This window comes from Pseudomonas sp. BBP2017, from assembly GCF_003024385.1.
GTDB lineage: Bacteria > Pseudomonadota > Gammaproteobacteria > Pseudomonadales > Pseudomonadaceae > Aquipseudomonas.
Window position 1 is genome coordinate 115,617 of the sequence record NZ_PVZN01000007.1, and the last position, 15,704, is coordinate 131,320.

The 15,704-nt window shown below is 60.3% G+C and carries 14 protein-coding genes; 2 read left to right on the forward strand and 12 right to left on the reverse strand.

The features are described from left to right. Positions 1-20 precede the first annotated feature (20 nt). From C6382_RS11485 to C6382_RS11530, 10 genes are all read right to left on the reverse strand, one after another. Complete coding sequence (locus C6382_RS11485) at positions 21-1,346, reverse strand: sigma-54 dependent transcriptional regulator (RefSeq protein ID WP_107024601.1); 1,326 nt, start codon at positions 1,344-1,346, stop codon at positions 21-23. Next, on the reverse strand, positions 1,343-3,250 hold the full coding sequence (locus C6382_RS11490) for an ATP-binding protein (protein ID WP_107024602.1): 1,908 nt from the start codon (positions 3,248-3,250) through the stop codon (positions 1,343-1,345). Before C6382_RS11490 ends, C6382_RS11485 begins: the two co-directional genes overlap by 4 nt. Positions 3,251-3,319: 69 nt before the next feature. Then, the gene (locus C6382_RS11495) at positions 3,320-4,054 is read right to left on the reverse strand and encodes an amino acid ABC transporter ATP-binding protein (protein ID WP_107024603.1); all 735 of its coding nucleotides are present in this window, start codon (positions 4,052-4,054) and stop codon (positions 3,320-3,322) included. Then, positions 4,051-4,719: an amino acid ABC transporter permease gene (locus C6382_RS11500; RefSeq protein WP_178082767.1), complete on the reverse strand. Its 669-nt coding sequence runs from the start codon at positions 4,717-4,719 to the stop codon at positions 4,051-4,053. Before C6382_RS11500 ends, C6382_RS11495 begins: the two co-directional genes overlap by 4 nt. Then, entirely contained in the window at positions 4,716-5,462 is a 747-nt protein-coding gene (locus tag C6382_RS11505; protein WP_045185713.1) for an amino acid ABC transporter permease, read from the reverse strand. The genes C6382_RS11500 and C6382_RS11505 overlap by 4 nt, the downstream gene beginning before the upstream one ends. Before the next feature lie 99 nt (positions 5,463-5,561). Beyond that, positions 5,562-6,494 (reverse strand): glutamate/aspartate ABC transporter substrate-binding protein, encoded by a 933-nt coding sequence (locus C6382_RS11510; RefSeq protein ID WP_107024605.1) that lies wholly within the window; start codon positions 6,492-6,494, stop codon positions 5,562-5,564. A gap of 326 nt (positions 6,495-6,820) precedes the next feature. Then, entirely contained in the window at positions 6,821-8,401 is a 1,581-nt protein-coding gene (gene glpD / locus C6382_RS11515; RefSeq protein ID WP_371919605.1) for a glycerol-3-phosphate dehydrogenase, read from the reverse strand. 141 nt (positions 8,402-8,542) lie between these two features. Beyond that, positions 8,543-9,298, reverse strand: a complete 756-nt coding sequence (locus C6382_RS11520) for a DeoR/GlpR family transcriptional regulator (RefSeq protein ID WP_107024606.1) — start codon at positions 9,296-9,298, stop codon at positions 8,543-8,545. A gap of 134 nt (positions 9,299-9,432) precedes the next feature. After that, positions 9,433-10,932, reverse strand: coding sequence for a glycerol kinase GlpK (gene glpK, locus C6382_RS11525; RefSeq protein WP_107024607.1), 1,500 nt, complete (start codon positions 10,930-10,932; stop codon positions 9,433-9,435). Between the two features lie 66 nt (positions 10,933-10,998). After that, entirely contained in the window at positions 10,999-11,850 is an 852-nt protein-coding gene (locus C6382_RS11530) for an MIP/aquaporin family protein (protein ID WP_107024608.1), read from the reverse strand. 326 nt (positions 11,851-12,176) lie between these two features. Here C6382_RS11530 and ybaK point away from each other — a divergent pair, with 326 nt between their 5' ends. Both ybaK and C6382_RS11540 read left to right on the forward strand, forming a co-directional pair. Continuing rightward, positions 12,177-12,647: a Cys-tRNA(Pro) deacylase gene (gene ybaK, locus C6382_RS11535; RefSeq protein ID WP_107024609.1), complete on the forward strand. Its 471-nt coding sequence runs from the start codon at positions 12,177-12,179 to the stop codon at positions 12,645-12,647. A 93-nt stretch (positions 12,648-12,740) separates the two neighbouring features. After that, positions 12,741-13,520 (forward strand): PhzF family phenazine biosynthesis protein, encoded by a 780-nt coding sequence (locus C6382_RS11540; protein ID WP_107024610.1) that lies wholly within the window; start codon positions 12,741-12,743, stop codon positions 13,518-13,520. A gap of 78 nt (positions 13,521-13,598) precedes the next feature. Here C6382_RS11540 and C6382_RS11545 read toward each other — a convergent pair whose 3' ends face one another. Then, positions 13,599-14,708 carry an ABC transporter ATP-binding protein gene (locus tag C6382_RS11545; protein ID WP_107024611.1) on the reverse strand — a complete coding sequence of 370 codons (1,110 nt, stop codon included), beginning with the start codon at positions 14,706-14,708 and terminating at the stop codon, positions 13,599-13,601. Then, the gene (gene argF, locus C6382_RS11550; RefSeq protein ID WP_107024612.1) at positions 14,705-15,625 is read right to left on the reverse strand and encodes an ornithine carbamoyltransferase; all 921 of its coding nucleotides are present in this window, start codon (positions 15,623-15,625) and stop codon (positions 14,705-14,707) included. The genes C6382_RS11545 and argF overlap by 4 nt, the downstream gene beginning before the upstream one ends. Between the last annotated feature and the right edge of the window lie 79 nt (positions 15,626-15,704).

Sequence of the window (15,704 nt, forward strand, 5' to 3'; positions counted from 1 at the left end):
TTTCTCGTGTTGTCGGCCGGTCAACCCAGGCCATATTTCTTCACTTTGTCGAACAGGGTGGTCTTGGCCATGCCCAGCTCCTGGCTGGCCTGGCTGAGGTTGCCGCCGGTGCGTTGCAAGGCCTCGCTGAGCAGGTTGCGCTCGAAGGCCTCGACCGCCTCGGCAAAGCCCAGGCCCTGATTGGCGCTGGCGCCGGTTTTCTTGAAGGTTGGCAGGCCCAGGGCATAGCGCTCGGCAACGTTGCGCAGTTCACGTACGTTGCCCGGCCAGTCGTGGGCCATCAGGCGTGACAGGGTCTGGCTGTCCAGTTGCGGGACTTCGCGATCGAAGCGCAATGACGACAGCTGCAGAAAGTGTTCGAACAGTTGCAGGATGTCTTCACGACGTTCGCGCAGCGGTGGCAGTTCCAGGGTGACAACGTTGAGGCGGTAGTACAGGTCACTGCGGAACTGCCCGCTCTTGCCGAGGGCGTCGAGGTCGGACTTGGTCGCGGCAATCACCCGGCAATCCACGGCAATGCTCTGGTTCGAACCCAGACGCTCGAGGGTCCGCTCCTGTAACACACGCAGCAGTTTGATCTGCAGGTTGATCGGCATGCTTTCGACTTCGTCGAGGAACAGCGTGCCGCCATTGGCATGCTCGATCTTGCCGATGCGACGCTTGCCCGCGCCGGTAAAGGCGTTGGCCTCGTGGCCGAAGATTTCGCTTTCGAACAGGTTCTCAGGCAGGCCGCCACAGTTCAAGGCGACGAAGGGTTGGCCCTGGCGGCGGCTGAAGTCGTGCAGACAGCGGGCAACCAGCTCTTTACCGGTCCCGGTCTCGCCTTCGATCAGGACGTTGGCCGAAGTGTCGGCGACGTTGGCGATCAGTTCACGCAGGTTCTGCATCACTGGCGAACGGCCGATGATCCGGCCTTCCAGGGTGCTTTGCTCGGCCAGCTGCCGGCGCAAGGCGAACACCTCTCGCGACAGCCCGCGTTGTTCCAGGGCGCGGCGCACCACTTCGACCAGGCGTTCCGGGGCGAAAGGTTTTTCCATGAAGTCGTAGGCGCCGTTGCGCATGGCGCCGACGGCCATGTCGATATCGCCATGGCCGGTGATCAGCACCACGGGCAGGCTGCTGTCACGGGCCTTGAGCCGACTCAGCAACTCCAGGCCATCGATGCCAGGCAAGCGAATGTCGCTGACCACGATCCCGGCGAAGTCATCACCGATGCGTTGCAGGGCTTCTTCGGCGCTGCCAACACCTTCACAGGCGATGTCTTCCAGCGCCAGGGCCTGCTGGCAGCCGAGCAGCACATGCGGGTCGTCTTCGACGATCAGGACGGTAAGGGGCGCTTGGTTCATAGGGACTCGGCAGATTCTGTAGGGGCATTGACCAAGGGCAGGGCGAGGACGAACGCCGTGCCGCCACTGGCGGGGTGCTCGACACTCAGGCTGCCCTTGGCTGCGGCGGCGAGGCTGGCGGAAAGGGTCAGGCCCAGGCCCAGGCCATGCTCTCCCGGCTTGGTGGTGAAAAACGGTTCGAACAGGTGCTTGCGGGCCTCATCATCGATGCCATGGCCATTGTCGCGCACCCGCAGGCGATACTTGTCGCCTTGCCGCTGGCCTTCCAGCCACAGCTCGGGCAGCGGTTGCGCGGCCATGGCGTCGAGGGCGTTGCCGATCAGGTTGACCAGGATCTGTTCCAGGCGGGTCTGATCGATCGCCAGTTGCTGGTCGTCGAACTGGTTGTTCAGTTTCAGGTGGCAGCCAGCGATACGGTTGCTCAGCACTTGCAGACTGGCATCCACCGCCTTGGCCAGCGAGGCCTGGCCGCTGTCGTCACCGCGTCGGGCAAAGGAGCGCAAGCTCGCGGTGATCCGGCCCATGCGGTCGATCAGCTCGTTCATGGTACGCAGGTTGGTGCTGGCGGTTTCCAGGGCGCCGCGCTCGAGAAAGCGCACGGTGTTGCCCGACAGCGTACGCAGCGCCGCCAGCGGTTGGTTCAGTTCATGGGCGATGCTGGTGGACATCTGGCCGATGGCCGCAAGTTTTCCGGCCTGAACCAGTTCGTCCTGGGCATGGCGCAGGGTCTGCTCGGCTTGCCGGCGCTCACGGATCTGCCCCTTGAGGCGTTCGTTGCTGGCACGCAAATCGGCTGTACGCTCGGTGATCTTGCGTTCCAGCTGACTGTTGGCTTCTTCGAGTGCCTCACGGGCGGCCAGGCGGGTGGCGATGACCTTGCGCCGCTCGTTCCAGGCAATCAGCACAATGGCCAGCAGGGCAAAAGCCACGGCGACCAGGACGCCCTGGATGATCGACTCGCGGCGCAGGTCTTGCAGTGGCGTGAGCAGGGTGAAATGCCACGGCGTATCGTGCAGGCGCCGGGTCTGGGCCAGGTAGGCGACTTCGCGGCGACCGTCGCCCAGCTCGGCGTTGGCCGGGAAGCTGAGTTTTTCGACGCCGTCGGCAAGTGTTTCCCGCGACAAGGGTTGCAGCTCGTTGAGCGGCCACCAGTAGTACTGCAGGCTGCGTGCGAGTTGCTCCTTGGTTTCCGGGGTCAGTGGGCGCACCGACTTGAGCCGTCGCGCCGGATCGCTGGAGAGGATGATGATGCCATTCTCGTCGCTGACAAAGGCTTCCAGGCGTGCCCGTTGCCAGCGTTCTTCCATGCTTTCCAGGCGCACCTTGATCACCGCCACGCCAATGATCTTGCCGTGTCCTTCCAGGCCATGGGCCAGGTAGTAGCCCGGCTCGCCGGTGGTACTGCCGATACCATAGAAACGTCCCGGCTGACCGCGAACGGCGTGCTGGAAATAGGCACGGAACGACAGGTCTTCACCGAGGAAACTGTCGACATCGCGCCAGTTGCTGGTGGCCTGGACCCGGCCAGTGGTATCGAGGACAAAGATCGCCCGGCTGCGGCTGCGCCGGTTCAGGCCTTCGAGGTATTCATTGACCGTCTGGCGATGTTCGCCGTCGGGTTCGGTCAGCAGGCTGGAGACACTGTTTTCCAGTTCCAGCAGGCTGGGCAGGTAGGTGTACTTGCTGATTTCACTCTCGACGCCGCGTGCGTGCAGCTCAAGCTGGCGCTCGCCGGATTCGCTCAAGGTGCGGATGCCGTTGTGCTCGCTGATCATGAAGCCAGCCACACCCAGGCCGATCATCAGCAGGATGATCAAAGGTGGCATCAGCAGTTGGCGGATCAAACGGGGTTTCACGGCAAGGGCAGGCTTGGCTGGGCGAAAGAGCGTGGGATCGCATTTCATCACAGTGGCTTTGGTACGACCAGCATCCTCTGCCCGGCGTACACCGGACAGAGGGGGCTGATCATCACCTCAGTGTTGCAGGATTTTGCTGAGGAAGTGCTGGGTACGCTCATCTCGAGCGTTCTGCTCACCGAAGAATTCCTCTTTGGTGCAGTCCTCGATGATGTTGCCCTTGTCCATGAAGATGACCCGGTTGGCGACCTTGCGAGCAAAGCCCATTTCATGGGTTACGCACATCATGGTCATGCCTTCATGGGCCAACTGGACCATGACGTCCAGTACTTCACTGACCATTTCTGGGTCCAGTGCCGAGGTCGGTTCGTCGAACAGCATGACGATCGGGTCCATGGCCAGGGCGCGGGCAATCGCCACACGTTGTTGCTGGCCACCAGAGAGCTGACCGGGGTGCTTTTTCGCCTGGCTGCTGAGGCCGACGCGCTCAAGCAGCGCCAGGCCTTTCTTGGTCGCTTCCGCTTCGCTGCGACCGAGGACCTTGCGCTGGGCAATGGTCAGGTTCTCGGTGATGGTCAGGTGCGGGAACAGCTCGAAGTGCTGGAACACCATGCCGACCCGCGAGCGCAGTTTGGGCAGGTTGGTCTTGGGATCGGCGATCGAGGTGCCGTCGACGATGATGTCACCCTTCTGAAAGGGTTCCAGGGCGTTGACGCATTTGATCAGGGTCGACTTGCCCGACCCGGACGGGCCGCAAACCACCACCACTTCGCCTTTCTTGACCTCGGTGTTGCAGTCGGTCAGAACCTGGAAGTCGCCGTACCACTTGTTGACGTTCTTGATGGAAATCATACGGTTATCCTTTTCTGCAGACGCTTGACCAGGAAGGAAGCGGAGAAGCTGATGACAAAGTAGACAACGCCGGCGAAGACCAGGAACTCGTTGGAGCGCCCGATGATGTCGCCACTGGCACGTGCCGAGTTGAGGAAGTCGACCAGGCCGACGGTGTAGACCAGCGAGGTGTCCTGGAACAGGATGATGCTCTGCTGCAACAGCAGCGGGGTCATCTTGCGAAACGCCTGGGGCAGGATGATCAGACGCATGGTCTGGCCGTAGGTCATGCCCAGGGCTTGTGCCGCGCCCATCTGGCCCTTGGAGATCGACTGCACACCGGCGCGGACGATTTCACAAAAGTACGCCGCCTCGAACATCATGAACGCCACGACGCAGGAGGTGAAGGCACCGATCGGCGTGTCTTCGCCAGTGATCCAGCGCAGCACGAAAGGCACCGCCAGGTAGAACCAGGTGATCACCAGCAGCAGCGGGATGGAACGGAAGTAGTTGACGTAGACGCCAGCGATATTCGCCAGCAGCTTGTTCGACGACAGTCGCATCAACGCCAGGATAGTTCCGAGCACGATGCCGCCGACCACGCCCATGACCATCAGTTGCAAGGTCATGACCATGCCGTTCCACAGGCCCGGCAGGGCAGGGATGATTCCACTGAAGTCCATTATTTACCCCCCACGGAGATCAGGCCGGGCACCGCGACTTTCTTCTCGATCATGCGCATCAGCAGCATCAGGCCCATGTTCAGGGTGAAGTAGATCAAGGTTGCCAGGGTGAAGGCTTCAAACAGGTTGGCCGAGAACTCGGCGGTCTGTTTGGTCTGTGCCAGCAGCTCCATCAGGCCGATCAGCGAGGCCACTGAGGAGTTCTTGAACACGTTCAAGAATTCCGAGGTAAGCGGCGGAATGATGATCCGGTAGGCTTGCGGCAGCAGCACGTTCCAGTAAATCTGCGGCAGGCTGAAACCCATGGCGCGGGCGGCGGCTTCCTGGCCACGCGGCAGCGCCTGGATACCGGTGCGCACTTGTTCGCAAACCCGCGCGGCGGTGAACAGGCCCAGGCAGATGACCACGCTGATCAGTGCCGAAGTGGTGGGGTTCAGATCCTGTTTGAACCATTCCTGCAAGCCCTCAGGCAGCAGGTCGGGCACCAGGAAGTACCAGATGAACAGCTGCACCAGCAGCGGCACGTTACGAAACAGTTCCACGTAGCACGTGGCAATACCCGATACCAGACGGTTCGGGACAGTACGCATAACGCCGAGTACCGAACCCAGCAGCAATGCGATGATCCAGGCGGCGATGGCAATGGCGATGGTCCAGCCCAGGCCGGTGATGTACCAGTCCAGATAGGTTTCGCTACCCACGCCGGTGGACTTGAAGAATACGCCCCAGTCCCAGTTGTAATTCATCGGGATCTCCCCTCAGATCAGTTGTTTCACGGGCACCTTCGAGCATCCGAGGGCGCAAGGCGTCCTCGGATGAAAGGTTAGACACTAACTAGCTGGGGATCAGGACTTCTTTTCGTCTGCAGCTTTGTCGGTAGGATTGGCGATCAGCGCCTTGAGCTCGTCGCTCATCGGGAACATCAGGTTCAGGCCTTTTGGCGGGACAGGCTGGTTGAACCACTTGTCGTAGATCTTGTTGATCTCGCCCGACTTGTAGAGCGCCACGATGGCCTTGTCGACGGCGGCCTTGAACGGCGCGTCATCCTTGCGGACCATGCAGCCGTAGATTTCATAGGACTGCGGGGTACCGACGATCGCCCAGCCTTTCGGGTTCTTGGCCTTGGCCATTTCGCCGGCGAGCAGCGCGTCGTCCATCATGAAGGCTACGGCGCGGCCGGATTCGAGCATCTGGAAGGATTCGCCGTGGTCCTTGGCCGAGATGACGTTCATCTTCATCTGCTTGTCGGCGTTCATCGACTTGAGGATGCGCTCGGAGGTGGTACCGGCGGTGGTTACCACGTTTTTGCCAGCCAGGTCCGGGAAATCCTTGTACTTGGCGTTCTCAGGCTTGCCGTCTTCGGCTTTGGTCAGCAGGCGCGTGCCCACTTCAAAGATACCGACCGAGAAGGCCACTTGCTGCTGGCGCTCGACGTTGTTGGTGGTCGAGCCACATTCGACGTCAACGGTGCCGTTCTGCACCAGCGGGATACGGGTCTGGGAAGTGACCAGGTTGTATTTGACGTTCAGGTTCGGCACGTCCAGGTCCTTTTTCAGGGACTCGACGATGGCCAGCTGGATGTCATGGGAATAACCGACGGGTTTACCCGAAGCGTCGGCGATGTAGGAGAACGGGATGGAAGCGTCGCGGTGCCCCAGGGTAATGGTGCCCGAGTCCTTGATTTTCTTCAGGGTGCCGGTCAGCTCTGCGGCGGTGACTGGCATGCTGATCAAAGCGGCCGTGATGGCTGCGCCCAACAGGTGGGGAACGATACGCATCAAAATTTCCTCGACGTTGTTTTTTTTATGGAGCCGTTGGCCGGCTCTTTCGTTCAGCGAACACTGCAATGAAGCGTTGCGCATTCGGGTACTGAGTGTAGAGCATGACTCGTGCCAAGCCCTGACTTTGATCATAACGTCTTGAAAAGGCTGGGGATTAAATTTTTTTGACGCTTTACTGGCAGGGTAATTCGTCCGGGTGGCCGAATATGATGGGGGGTTCTGTTCGGAAATCCGAATAGATGTTGCAAGATGGGAGCGGGCTTGTCCCGCGATTGCGTCTTGGCAGTCACATCGCTTCGCGGGGCAGTTGCTCACATAGGTTGTCAGGCCGCCTGAACGCGCGCGCGATTCAATTCCAGGCGCTGAAGGTAGTCCCGCAGTGCCTGCTGTTCCATAGCGGTGGTGAACAAGCCCAGCTTGCTGCGGCGCCAGAGGATGTCATCGGCACTGACAGCCCACTCTTCGCTGCACAGGTAATCCACCTCGCGGGTGAACAAGCCACCACCAATGGCGTCGCCCAGGTCCGCAGGACTCTGTACGCCTTCGAGCAGGCGCCAGACGCGGCTGCCATAAGTGAGGGCCCAGCGCTTGGCGATGTCTGTCGGCAGCCAGCCACAACGAGTCAGGATGGCATCGGTCAAGGCTTGCGGGGTGGTCATGTCTTCGCCGCCCGGTAGCGTTGCGCTGGCTGTCCAGCTGCCGCGCATCTGGGTGAAGAACGGCGCGAGCTGGGCCATGGCCGATTCGGCCAGTTTGCGGTAGGTGGTCAGCTTGCCGCCGAACACCGACAGCAACGGCGCTTGGTCCGTGCTGGAGGAGAGCGCCAGGGTGTAGTCGCGGGTCACTGCCGAGGGGTTATCGGATTCGTCGTTGCACAGCGGGCGCACACCGGCGTAGGTGTGCAGGATATCGGCGCGGCTGAGCTGATGGTTGAAGTGCTCGTTGACCACTTTGAGCAAGTAGTCGGTCTCGCCCTCAGTGATCGCGACGTTGGCCGGGTCGCCGGAATATTCGCGGTCAGTGGTACCGATCAGGGTGAAGCGCTGCAGATACGGAATGGCGAACACGATCCGCTGGTCTTCGTTCTGCAGGATGTAGGCATGCTCGCCGTCGTACAGTTTCGGCACGATCAGGTGGCTGCCCTGGATCAGGCGAATGCCATACGGCGCGTCGAGCTTGAGGTCATCCTGAATGAATTTAGCCACCCAGGGACCGGCCGCATTGACCAGGGCACGGGCCTTGATCGACTGCTGGCTGCCGTCAGCGTGTTCCAGCAGTACATTCCATACACCATCGACACGCTGTGCGCTGACACAACGAGTACGGGTGCGGATGTCTGCCCCGTGCTCGCGGGCAGCCATGGCGTTGAGTACTACCAGGCGGGCATCGTCCACGGCGCAGTCGGCGTATTCGAAACCGCGGGTAATCGCCGGTTTGAGCGGGTTGCCCGGACCGAAGCGCAGGCTGCGCGAGGCGCCGAGCTGCTTGCGTTTGCCCAGGTGATCGTAAAGGAACAGGCCGGCACGGATCATCCAGGCCGGACGCAGGTGCGGGCGATGCGGGAGGACGAAGCGCATTGGTTTGACGATGTGCGGGGCCTTGGCCAGCAAGACTTCACGCTCGGCCAGGGCTTCACGCACCAGGCGGAATTCGTAGTGTTCCAGGTAGCGCAGGCCGCCATGAATCAGCTTGCTGCTGGCCGAAGAGGTGTGGCTGGCCAAGTCGTCTTTTTCACAGAGGAACACCGACAAGCCGCGTCCGGCCGCATCGGCGGCGATACCCACGCCATTGATGCCACCGCCGATTACGGCGAGGTCATAGATATCGGCAAGGGTGGGCGATGACAAGCTGGATTGCGGCACGGGCGGCTTCCTCAAAGACTTTACAGCATCGAATTTGAACATTTATGTTCATTTTCGAAAATACTAGCGCAACAGAATGCCGCCTGCCAGTCGCTTTCCATAGAAAATACTGATCGGATGGTAATTAAATGAAAAATAACGAACATTTCCGCTGCCACCGTTGCGGTGGCAGCTGTGACAGCGTCAGACCACTTCCAGACGAATCTTGTACTGATTGAGCAACTGGGTGAGGGCTGGCACCGGTGCCTGGTCGGTGACCAGGCAATCGATCAGGCTGATCGAGCCCAGGCGCACCATGGCGTTACGCCCGAACTTGCTGGAGTCGGCGGCGAGGATTACCTGACGGGCATTGGCAATGATCGCCTGGGAGACCCGAACTTCCTGATAGTCGAAGTCGAGCAAGCTGCCGTCTTCGTCGATACCGCTGATACCGACCAGAGCGAAATCGACCTTGAACTGGTTGATGAAGTCGACACTGGCCTGACCCACCACTCCGCCGTCACGGCGCACGTTGCCACCGGCCAGCAGCACTTCGAAGTCATCCTTGGCGCTGAGAATCGAGGCCACATGAAGGTTGTTGGTGATGATCTTCAGGTGGTTGTGATTGAGCAGGGCGCGGGCAATGGATTCGGTGGTGGTACCGATGTTGATGAACAACGAAGCATGGTCGGGAATCTGTGCTGCGATGGCTTCGGCAATCCGTTGCTTCTCGTCGCGCATCTGATCGGCGCGCATGGCGTAGGCGGTGTTCTCGATGCTGGAGTCATAGGCGGCGCCACCGTGGTAGCGGCGCAGCAGATTGACCTCCGCCAGCTGGTTGATATCACGGCGGATGGTTTGCGGGGTGACAACGAATATTTGCGCCATTTCTTCGATACTGACGTAGCCGCGTTCACGGACCAGTTCGAGGATTTGTTGTTGGCGAGGAGGCAGGTTCATGGGCGGTCCTTATGGGCTGCCGGGCAAATTGCGCCATGATGCCGGAGACCTGCCGCCTGAAGCAATCGCGGGGCAAGCCCGCTCCCACCGGATGTTGATGATCCCCTTTGGGAGCGGGCTTGCCCCGCGATGTTTTACTCTTCGTGCGGCTCCCAATCCCGCGTGCGATCCACTGCCTTCAACCAGCCGGCATACAGCTTCTCTTTGGCCGCTTCATCCAGCTGCGGGCGGAACTCGCGCTCGATGATCGCCTTGCCGCGCAGCTCATCCAGGCCGCTCCAGAAACCACACGCCAGACCCGCCAGGTAGGCGGCGCCGAGGGCGGTGGTTTCGCGCATTTGCGGGCGTTCGACACAGGTGCCGAGGATGTCGGCCTGGAACTGCATGAGGAAGTTGTTGGCCACTGCGCCACCATCCACACGCAGTTCGCTCAGGCGCTGGCCGCAATCCTGTTGCATGGCGTCGAGGACATCACGGGTCTGAAAGGCGATCGATTCCAGTGCGGCGCGGATGATGTGGTCGACTTTGACCCCACGGGTCAGGCCGAACAGCGCGCCACGGGCATAAGGATCCCAGTACGGCGCGCCCAGGCCGGTGAAGGCCGGCACCAGGTACACACCGTTGCTGTCCTTGACCTTGCTGGCGAAATATTCGGTGTCATGGGCGTCATTGACGATTTTCAGTTCGTCACGCAGCCATTGCACAGTGGATCCGCCATTGAACACGGCGCCTTCCAGGGCGTAGGCCACTTCGCCACGAGGACCGCAGGCGATGGTGGTGAGCAGACCGTGGGAGGATTTGACTGCCTTGTCGCCAGTGTTCATCAGCAAGAAGCAGCCGGTGCCGTAGGTGTTCTTGGCCTGGCCCGGTTCTACGCACATCTGACCGAACAACGCCGCTTGCTGATCGCCAGCGATACCGGCGATGGCGATACCACTCTTGGTGCGGCCGTAGACTTCAGAGGAGCTGCGCACCTCGGGCAGCATCTGCCGAGGAATGTTCAGCACCTCAAGCATCTTCTCATCCCACTCCAGGGTGTGGATGTTGAAGAGCATGGTCCGCGAGGCGTTGGTGTAGTCGGTGACGTGCACCTTGCCGCCAGAGAATTTCCAGATCAGCCAGCTGTCGACGGTGCCGAACAACAGATCGCCGCGCTCGGCGCGCTCGCGGGCGCCTTCGACGTTGTCGAGGATCCACTTGAGCTTGGTGCCGGAGAAGTACGGGTCGGTGACCAGACCGGTGGTTTCGCGGATGTACTCTTGCAGGCCGTCGCGCTTGAGCTGTTCGCAGATCTCGGTGCTGCGGCGGCATTGCCAGACGATGGCGTTGTACACTGGGCGGCCGGTTTCCTTGTCCCAGACTACGGTGGTTTCACGCTGGTTGGTGATGCCGATGGCGGCCACCTGGTCATGGCTCAGGCCGGCCTGGGCGAGGGCTTCGACCATGGTCGCGCTCTGGGTGGCGAAGATTTCCATGGGGTCGTGCTCGACCCAGCCCGCTTGCGGGTAATGTTGTGCGAATTCACGCTGCGAGGTGCCTACCACGTTGGCATCGCGGTCGAAAATGATAGCCCGCGAACTGGTCGTGCCCTGGTCAAGGGCAATGATGTAGTGCTTGTTCTGGGTGTCTGTCATGTCGTTGGCCTTGCACTTAATAGGGTGGTTATCAGGGCAGGGCGAGCCTGGCTCGCCAGTCTGGCATCAGGATGCCTGGGTCTTGCCCTGAGGGTTGGCGTCGGTCTGGGCGCTCTCGCTCTCGGCAACCGGCAGGTTGCGGGCGATCACAGCGCGGTACAGGGCGGCACCAAGGCTCGCTCCTATGATCGGCGCAAAAATCGGAATCAGGAAATAGGGAATGTCACGACCGCCAGTGAAGGCGACTTCGCCCCATCCAGCGAGGAATGTCATCAGCTTTGGCCCCAGGTCACGGGCCGGGTTCATCGCAAAGCCGGTCAGCGGTCCCATGGCGCTGCCAATCACAGCAATCAGCAGACCGATCAGCAACGGAGCCATGGCGCCGCGTGGCAGGCCATTGCTGTCGTCGGTCAGGGCCATGATCACCGCCATCAGGACGGCGGTGATGATCACCTCGACCAGAAATGCCTGGCCGGTGGACAGCGCCGGGTGTGGATAGGTCGAGAATACCGAAGCCAGCTCAAGGCTGGCCTGGCTGCCGCGAACCATTGCATGGCTTTGTTCGTAATCGAAGAACAGGTTGCTGTACAGCGTATAGACCAGCGCGGCACCACAGAAGGCCCCGGCGATCTGGGCGACGATGTAGAACGGTAGTTTGTGCTTTTCGAATCCGGCGAACAGCCACAAGGCGATGCTCACTGCAGGGTTCAGGTGAGCGCCGGATACCCCGGCGGTCAGGTAGATCGCCATGCTCACGCCGACGCCCCAGATGATGCTGATTTCCCATAGGCCGAAGCTGGCACCCGCGACTTTGAGCGCAGCCACGCAGCCGGTACCGAAAAAGATCAGCAGAGCGGTGCCGAGAAACTCGGCCATGCATTGGCTGGATAAGGTGGGTTGTCGCAGAGCTGTCGTCATTCGTTACCTCGGTTTTTGTTGTTGTGAGGCGCAGTGGGCGCTCGACAAAAGCCCGACAGAAATCCCCATTTCGGTCAGGCAGACGGTAAAGAATGCACCTGATCGGTGCATTGATATATTCATAATCGAAAAAATATAGACAAGAAACGCATATGTCAAAGGTCGAAAGTGAACCGTCGTTCACAAACTGACTATTTGTCTTGGTGATGAGGCTGAACTTTGCGGCAGAGAAGGGCTGAGGCGAGAGACCGATGCAGTGGTTGGGGTGGTGGTTTTGTCCTAAAGTAGCCAGCGAAATGGTATTCACTTTTTGTTTGGAGTCCTGCATGACCCCCGCCCTGGATCTGCTGAAAAAGGTTCGCGCCGAACATCACACTCACAGTTATGAACATGATCCCAAAGCTGCGTCCTACGGGCTTGAAGCTGCGGAGAAGCTCAATCTTGAGCCGGTGCGGGTGTTCAAGACCTTGCTGGCAAGCAGTGAAAAGGGTGAGTTACTGGTGGCGGTGGTCCCAGTGATCGGTAGTCTCGATCTGAAGGGCCTTGCCCACGCGGCAGGGGTGAAGAAGTGCGAGATGGCTGATCCGGCAGCCGCCCAGCGTTCTACAGGCTACCTATTGGGTGGGATCAGCCCGCTGGGGCAGAAGAAGCGCTTACGCACTTTTATTGATCAGTCGGCTCAAACTTTTGAAACGATTTTCGTCAGTGCCGGGCGGCGTGGGCTGGAAGTGGAACTGGCGGCGGCGGTGCTGGCTGAGCACACACAAGCCAAATTTGCCGCCATCGCTCGCGACTGACAACTGTATGCTGAAAATCCGACGACTCTGTCTCTGTTAGTCACTGCCTGGTAACGGGCATGCTCACTGCCCCAGAACAGAGAGAGTCGCTGTATGCAGCTGGAATTTCATCAGGTCGACGCCTTCAGTGAGCGTCCCTTTGCCGGCAATCCGGCCATGGTCTACCGTCTCGAGCATTGGCTCAGCGATGAGCTGATGCAGCAGATCGCCGCTGAGCACAACCTTGCCGAAACCGCCTTTGTGGTAGCGGATGGCGCGCAGTGGCAGATTCGCTGGTTTACCCCGGCGACCGAAGTCCCCTTGTGTGGTCACGCAACCTTGGCCAGCGCCCATGTGCTGCTGGAGGTTTACAAAGTACCGAGCGAGCGTCTGCTGTTCCAGAGTCAGTCCGGGCCCTTGAGCGTTAGCCGTGAACAAGGGCGATTGCTGCTGGACTTTCCACGCATCGATCCGCAACCGGTAAGTCAGTCATTGCCGGTTGCCGAGGCTTTAGGTTGCCCGGTGCTGGAGGTGCTGCAGACCAAGGAGTTGTTGGTGGTGCTGGAATCTGAGCAAGCGGTACGCAACTGCACTCCGGACATGGCTGCACTGGCGCAATTACCTGGATTGGGGGTAATCGTCACGGCACCGGGCGAGGAGCATGACTTTGTCTCGCGTTATTTTGCTCCGGGGATCGGCATCCCCGAGGATCCGGTGACCGGTTCGACCCACTGCAGTCTGATCCCTTATTGGGCTGAACGCTTGGGTAAAACTGAGCTGAACGCCTTTCAGTGTTCCAGTCGCGGTGGGGAGCTGTTCTGCCGGCTGGAGGGCGATCGGGTGAAAATTGGTGGTTATGCCCGGCGTGTCGCTAGCGGTACGTTGAGCCTGTAAAAGCATCGCGGGGCAGGCCCGCTCCCACCGGGATTTCGATGGACCGGTGGGAGCGGGCTTGCCCCGCGATGGCTGGTATCAGACCGCTGAGCTATAGCGCCGAACACCATTCTCTGGCACCGGCAACTGCGCCGCCACGCTACCCGGTACGGCAAACAGCACCAGATGATCTGCGGCCACTTCAATACCCACCTCGGCCCCGACCTGAAGATCGATATGGCTAGGGAAAATCGCTTCAAGCTGGCTGCCGGTCGGCAGTTGCAGGCGATAGAGGGTCGAGGCGCCGAGGAAACTCTTGCCGGTGATCAGCGCCTTGAGGGCGCTGTGCGGCGCATGAATGATATCGTCTGGACGCAATAGCACATCAACCGCGCTGCCAGGGGTGAAGGTATAGGCACGGTTGCCACGCAGCTCGCCCAGTTCGGTTTGCACCGACTCCGGGCTGGTCAGCTGGCCACGAATGAAGTAGCCCTGGCCAATGAAGCTGGCGACGAAGGGTGTCAGGGGTTCGTGATAGAGGTTGTAGGGAGTATCCCACTGCTCCAGACGACCTTCCTTGAAGACGCCGACGTGATCACTGACGGCAAAGGCTTCTTCCTGGTCGTGAGTGACCAGAATGGCACTGGTGCCACGGCTCTTGAGAATGTCACGAACCTCATGGCTGAGGCGCCGGCGCAGCTCCACGTCGAGGTTGGAGAAAGGCTCGTCGAGCAACAGTAACTGCGGCTCGGGCGCCAATGCACGGGCCAGGGCCACGCGCTGTTGCTGGCCGCCGGAAAGCTCGTGCGGGTAGCGTTTGTCGAGTCCGCCAAGCTTGACCAGTTCGAGCATTTCCGCCACGACCTGTGGCTGCTGTGGGTGCTTGCCGATACCGAATGCAATGTTCTCGGCGACCGTCAGGTGCGGGAACAGGGCATAGTCCTGGAACACCATGCCGATCCTGCGTTTCTCCGGGGCCAGGGTAAAGCCGGCCCTGGAGATGACCTCGCCCGCCAGCTGGATCTCACCTTCATGCACCGGCTCGAAACCGGCGATGGCACGCAAGGTGGTGGTCTTGCCGCACCCCGACGAGCCTAGCAGGCAACCGATATCGCCAGCGTTGAGGTGCAGGTTGAGGTTCTGGACGATGCGTTGCTCGCCATAGCCGCAGGCGAGGTTGCGCAGGTTAAGCAGTAAAGGTTGACTCATGCGTGGTGATAGGCCGGTTCAACAAGAAATTCGAGAAGCGCCTTCTGTGCATGCAGACGGTTTTCAGCCTGATCCCAAGCAACCGAACGTGGGTCGTCGAGCAGGTCGAGACTGATCTCCTCGCCACGGTGGGCGGGCAGGCAGTGCATGAACAGGGCATCGGGTGCTGCCAGGTCGAGCAGTTCGCGGGTTACCTGGTAAGGCGCGAACAAGGCCAGACGTCGAGCAGTTTCCTCTTCCTGCCCCATGGAAGTCCAGACATCGGTGCTCACCAGGTGTGCACCCTGCACGGCATCCTTGGGTTCACGGAAGATCTGCACGCGGTCACCGGCCTTGGCCAGGAACTCTGGGTTGGGCTCGAATTCGGCCGGGCAGGCGATGCGCAGCTGGAAGTCGAACTGGGTCGCTGCTTCTATATAGCTGTTGCACATGTTGTTGCCGTCACCGATCCAGGCCACGGTCTTGCCCTGGATCGCACCGCGATGTTCAAGGAAGGTTTGCATGTCGGCCAGCAACTGGCACGGGTGCAGGTCGTCCGACAGGCCATTGATTACCGGCACACGGGAATTGGCAGCGAACTCGGTCAGGGTACTGTGGGCAAAAGTACGGATCATCACCGCATCGAGCATGCGCGACATGACGATGGCGCAGTCGCCGATCGGTTCGCCACGGCCCAGTTGGGTGTCACGCGGGGACAGGAAGATGGCCTGGCCGCCGAGCTGGATCATGCCGGCTTCGAACGACAACCGGGTACGGGTCGAGGATTTCTCGAAGATCATCCCCAGTACGCGGTTTTTCAGGGGTTCGAACAGTACGCCGCGGTTACGCAGGTCCTTCAGCTCGATACCTCGACGGATCACACTGAGCAGTTCGTCGGGTGTGAAATCCATCAGGGAGAGAAAGTGCCTAGCGTTCATGGTTGACTACCTTTTTGCAACAGACCGCAGATCAACAATGCCGGTTTTCAGAAACAACGGATGTGACCTGCGGCGAAAG

Bases quoted from the DNA above. Each gene is read 5' to 3' on its own strand.
- argF (WP_107024612.1), bottom strand. From the start codon at position 15,625: ATGAACGCTAGGCACTTTCTCTCCCTGATGGATTTCACACCCGACGAA.
- C6382_RS11545 (WP_107024611.1), bottom strand. From the start codon at position 14,708: ATGAGTCAACCTTTACTGCTTAACCTGCGCAACCTCGCCTGCGGCTAT.
- C6382_RS11495 (WP_107024603.1), bottom strand. From the start codon at position 4,054: ATGATTTCCATCAAGAACGTCAACAAGTGGTACGGCGACTTCCAGGTT.
- C6382_RS11505 (WP_045185713.1), bottom strand. From the start codon at position 5,462: ATGAATTACAACTGGGACTGGGGCGTATTCTTCAAGTCCACCGGCGTG.
- C6382_RS11490 (WP_107024602.1), bottom strand. From the start codon at position 3,250: ATGAAATGCGATCCCACGCTCTTTCGCCCAGCCAAGCCTGCCCTTGCC.
- C6382_RS11520 (WP_107024606.1), bottom strand. From the start codon at position 9,298: ATGAACCTGCCTCCTCGCCAACAACAAATCCTCGAACTGGTCCGTGAA.
- C6382_RS11510 (WP_107024605.1), bottom strand. From the start codon at position 6,494: ATGCGTATCGTTCCCCACCTGTTGGGCGCAGCCATCACGGCCGCTTTG.
- C6382_RS11540 (WP_107024610.1), top strand. From the start codon at position 12,741: ATGCAGCTGGAATTTCATCAGGTCGACGCCTTCAGTGAGCGTCCCTTT.
- glpD (WP_371919605.1), bottom strand. From the start codon at position 8,401: ATGTTCAAATTCGATGCTGTAAAGTCTTTGAGGAAGCCGCCCGTGCCG.
- C6382_RS11530 (WP_107024608.1), bottom strand. From the start codon at position 11,850: ATGACGACAGCTCTGCGACAACCCACCTTATCCAGCCAATGCATGGCC.
- ybaK (WP_107024609.1), top strand. From the start codon at position 12,177: ATGACCCCCGCCCTGGATCTGCTGAAAAAGGTTCGCGCCGAACATCAC.
- glpK (WP_107024607.1), bottom strand. From the start codon at position 10,932: ATGACAGACACCCAGAACAAGCACTACATCATTGCCCTTGACCAGGGC.
- C6382_RS11485 (WP_107024601.1), bottom strand. From the start codon at position 1,346: ATGAACCAAGCGCCCCTTACCGTCCTGATCGTCGAAGACGACCCGCAT.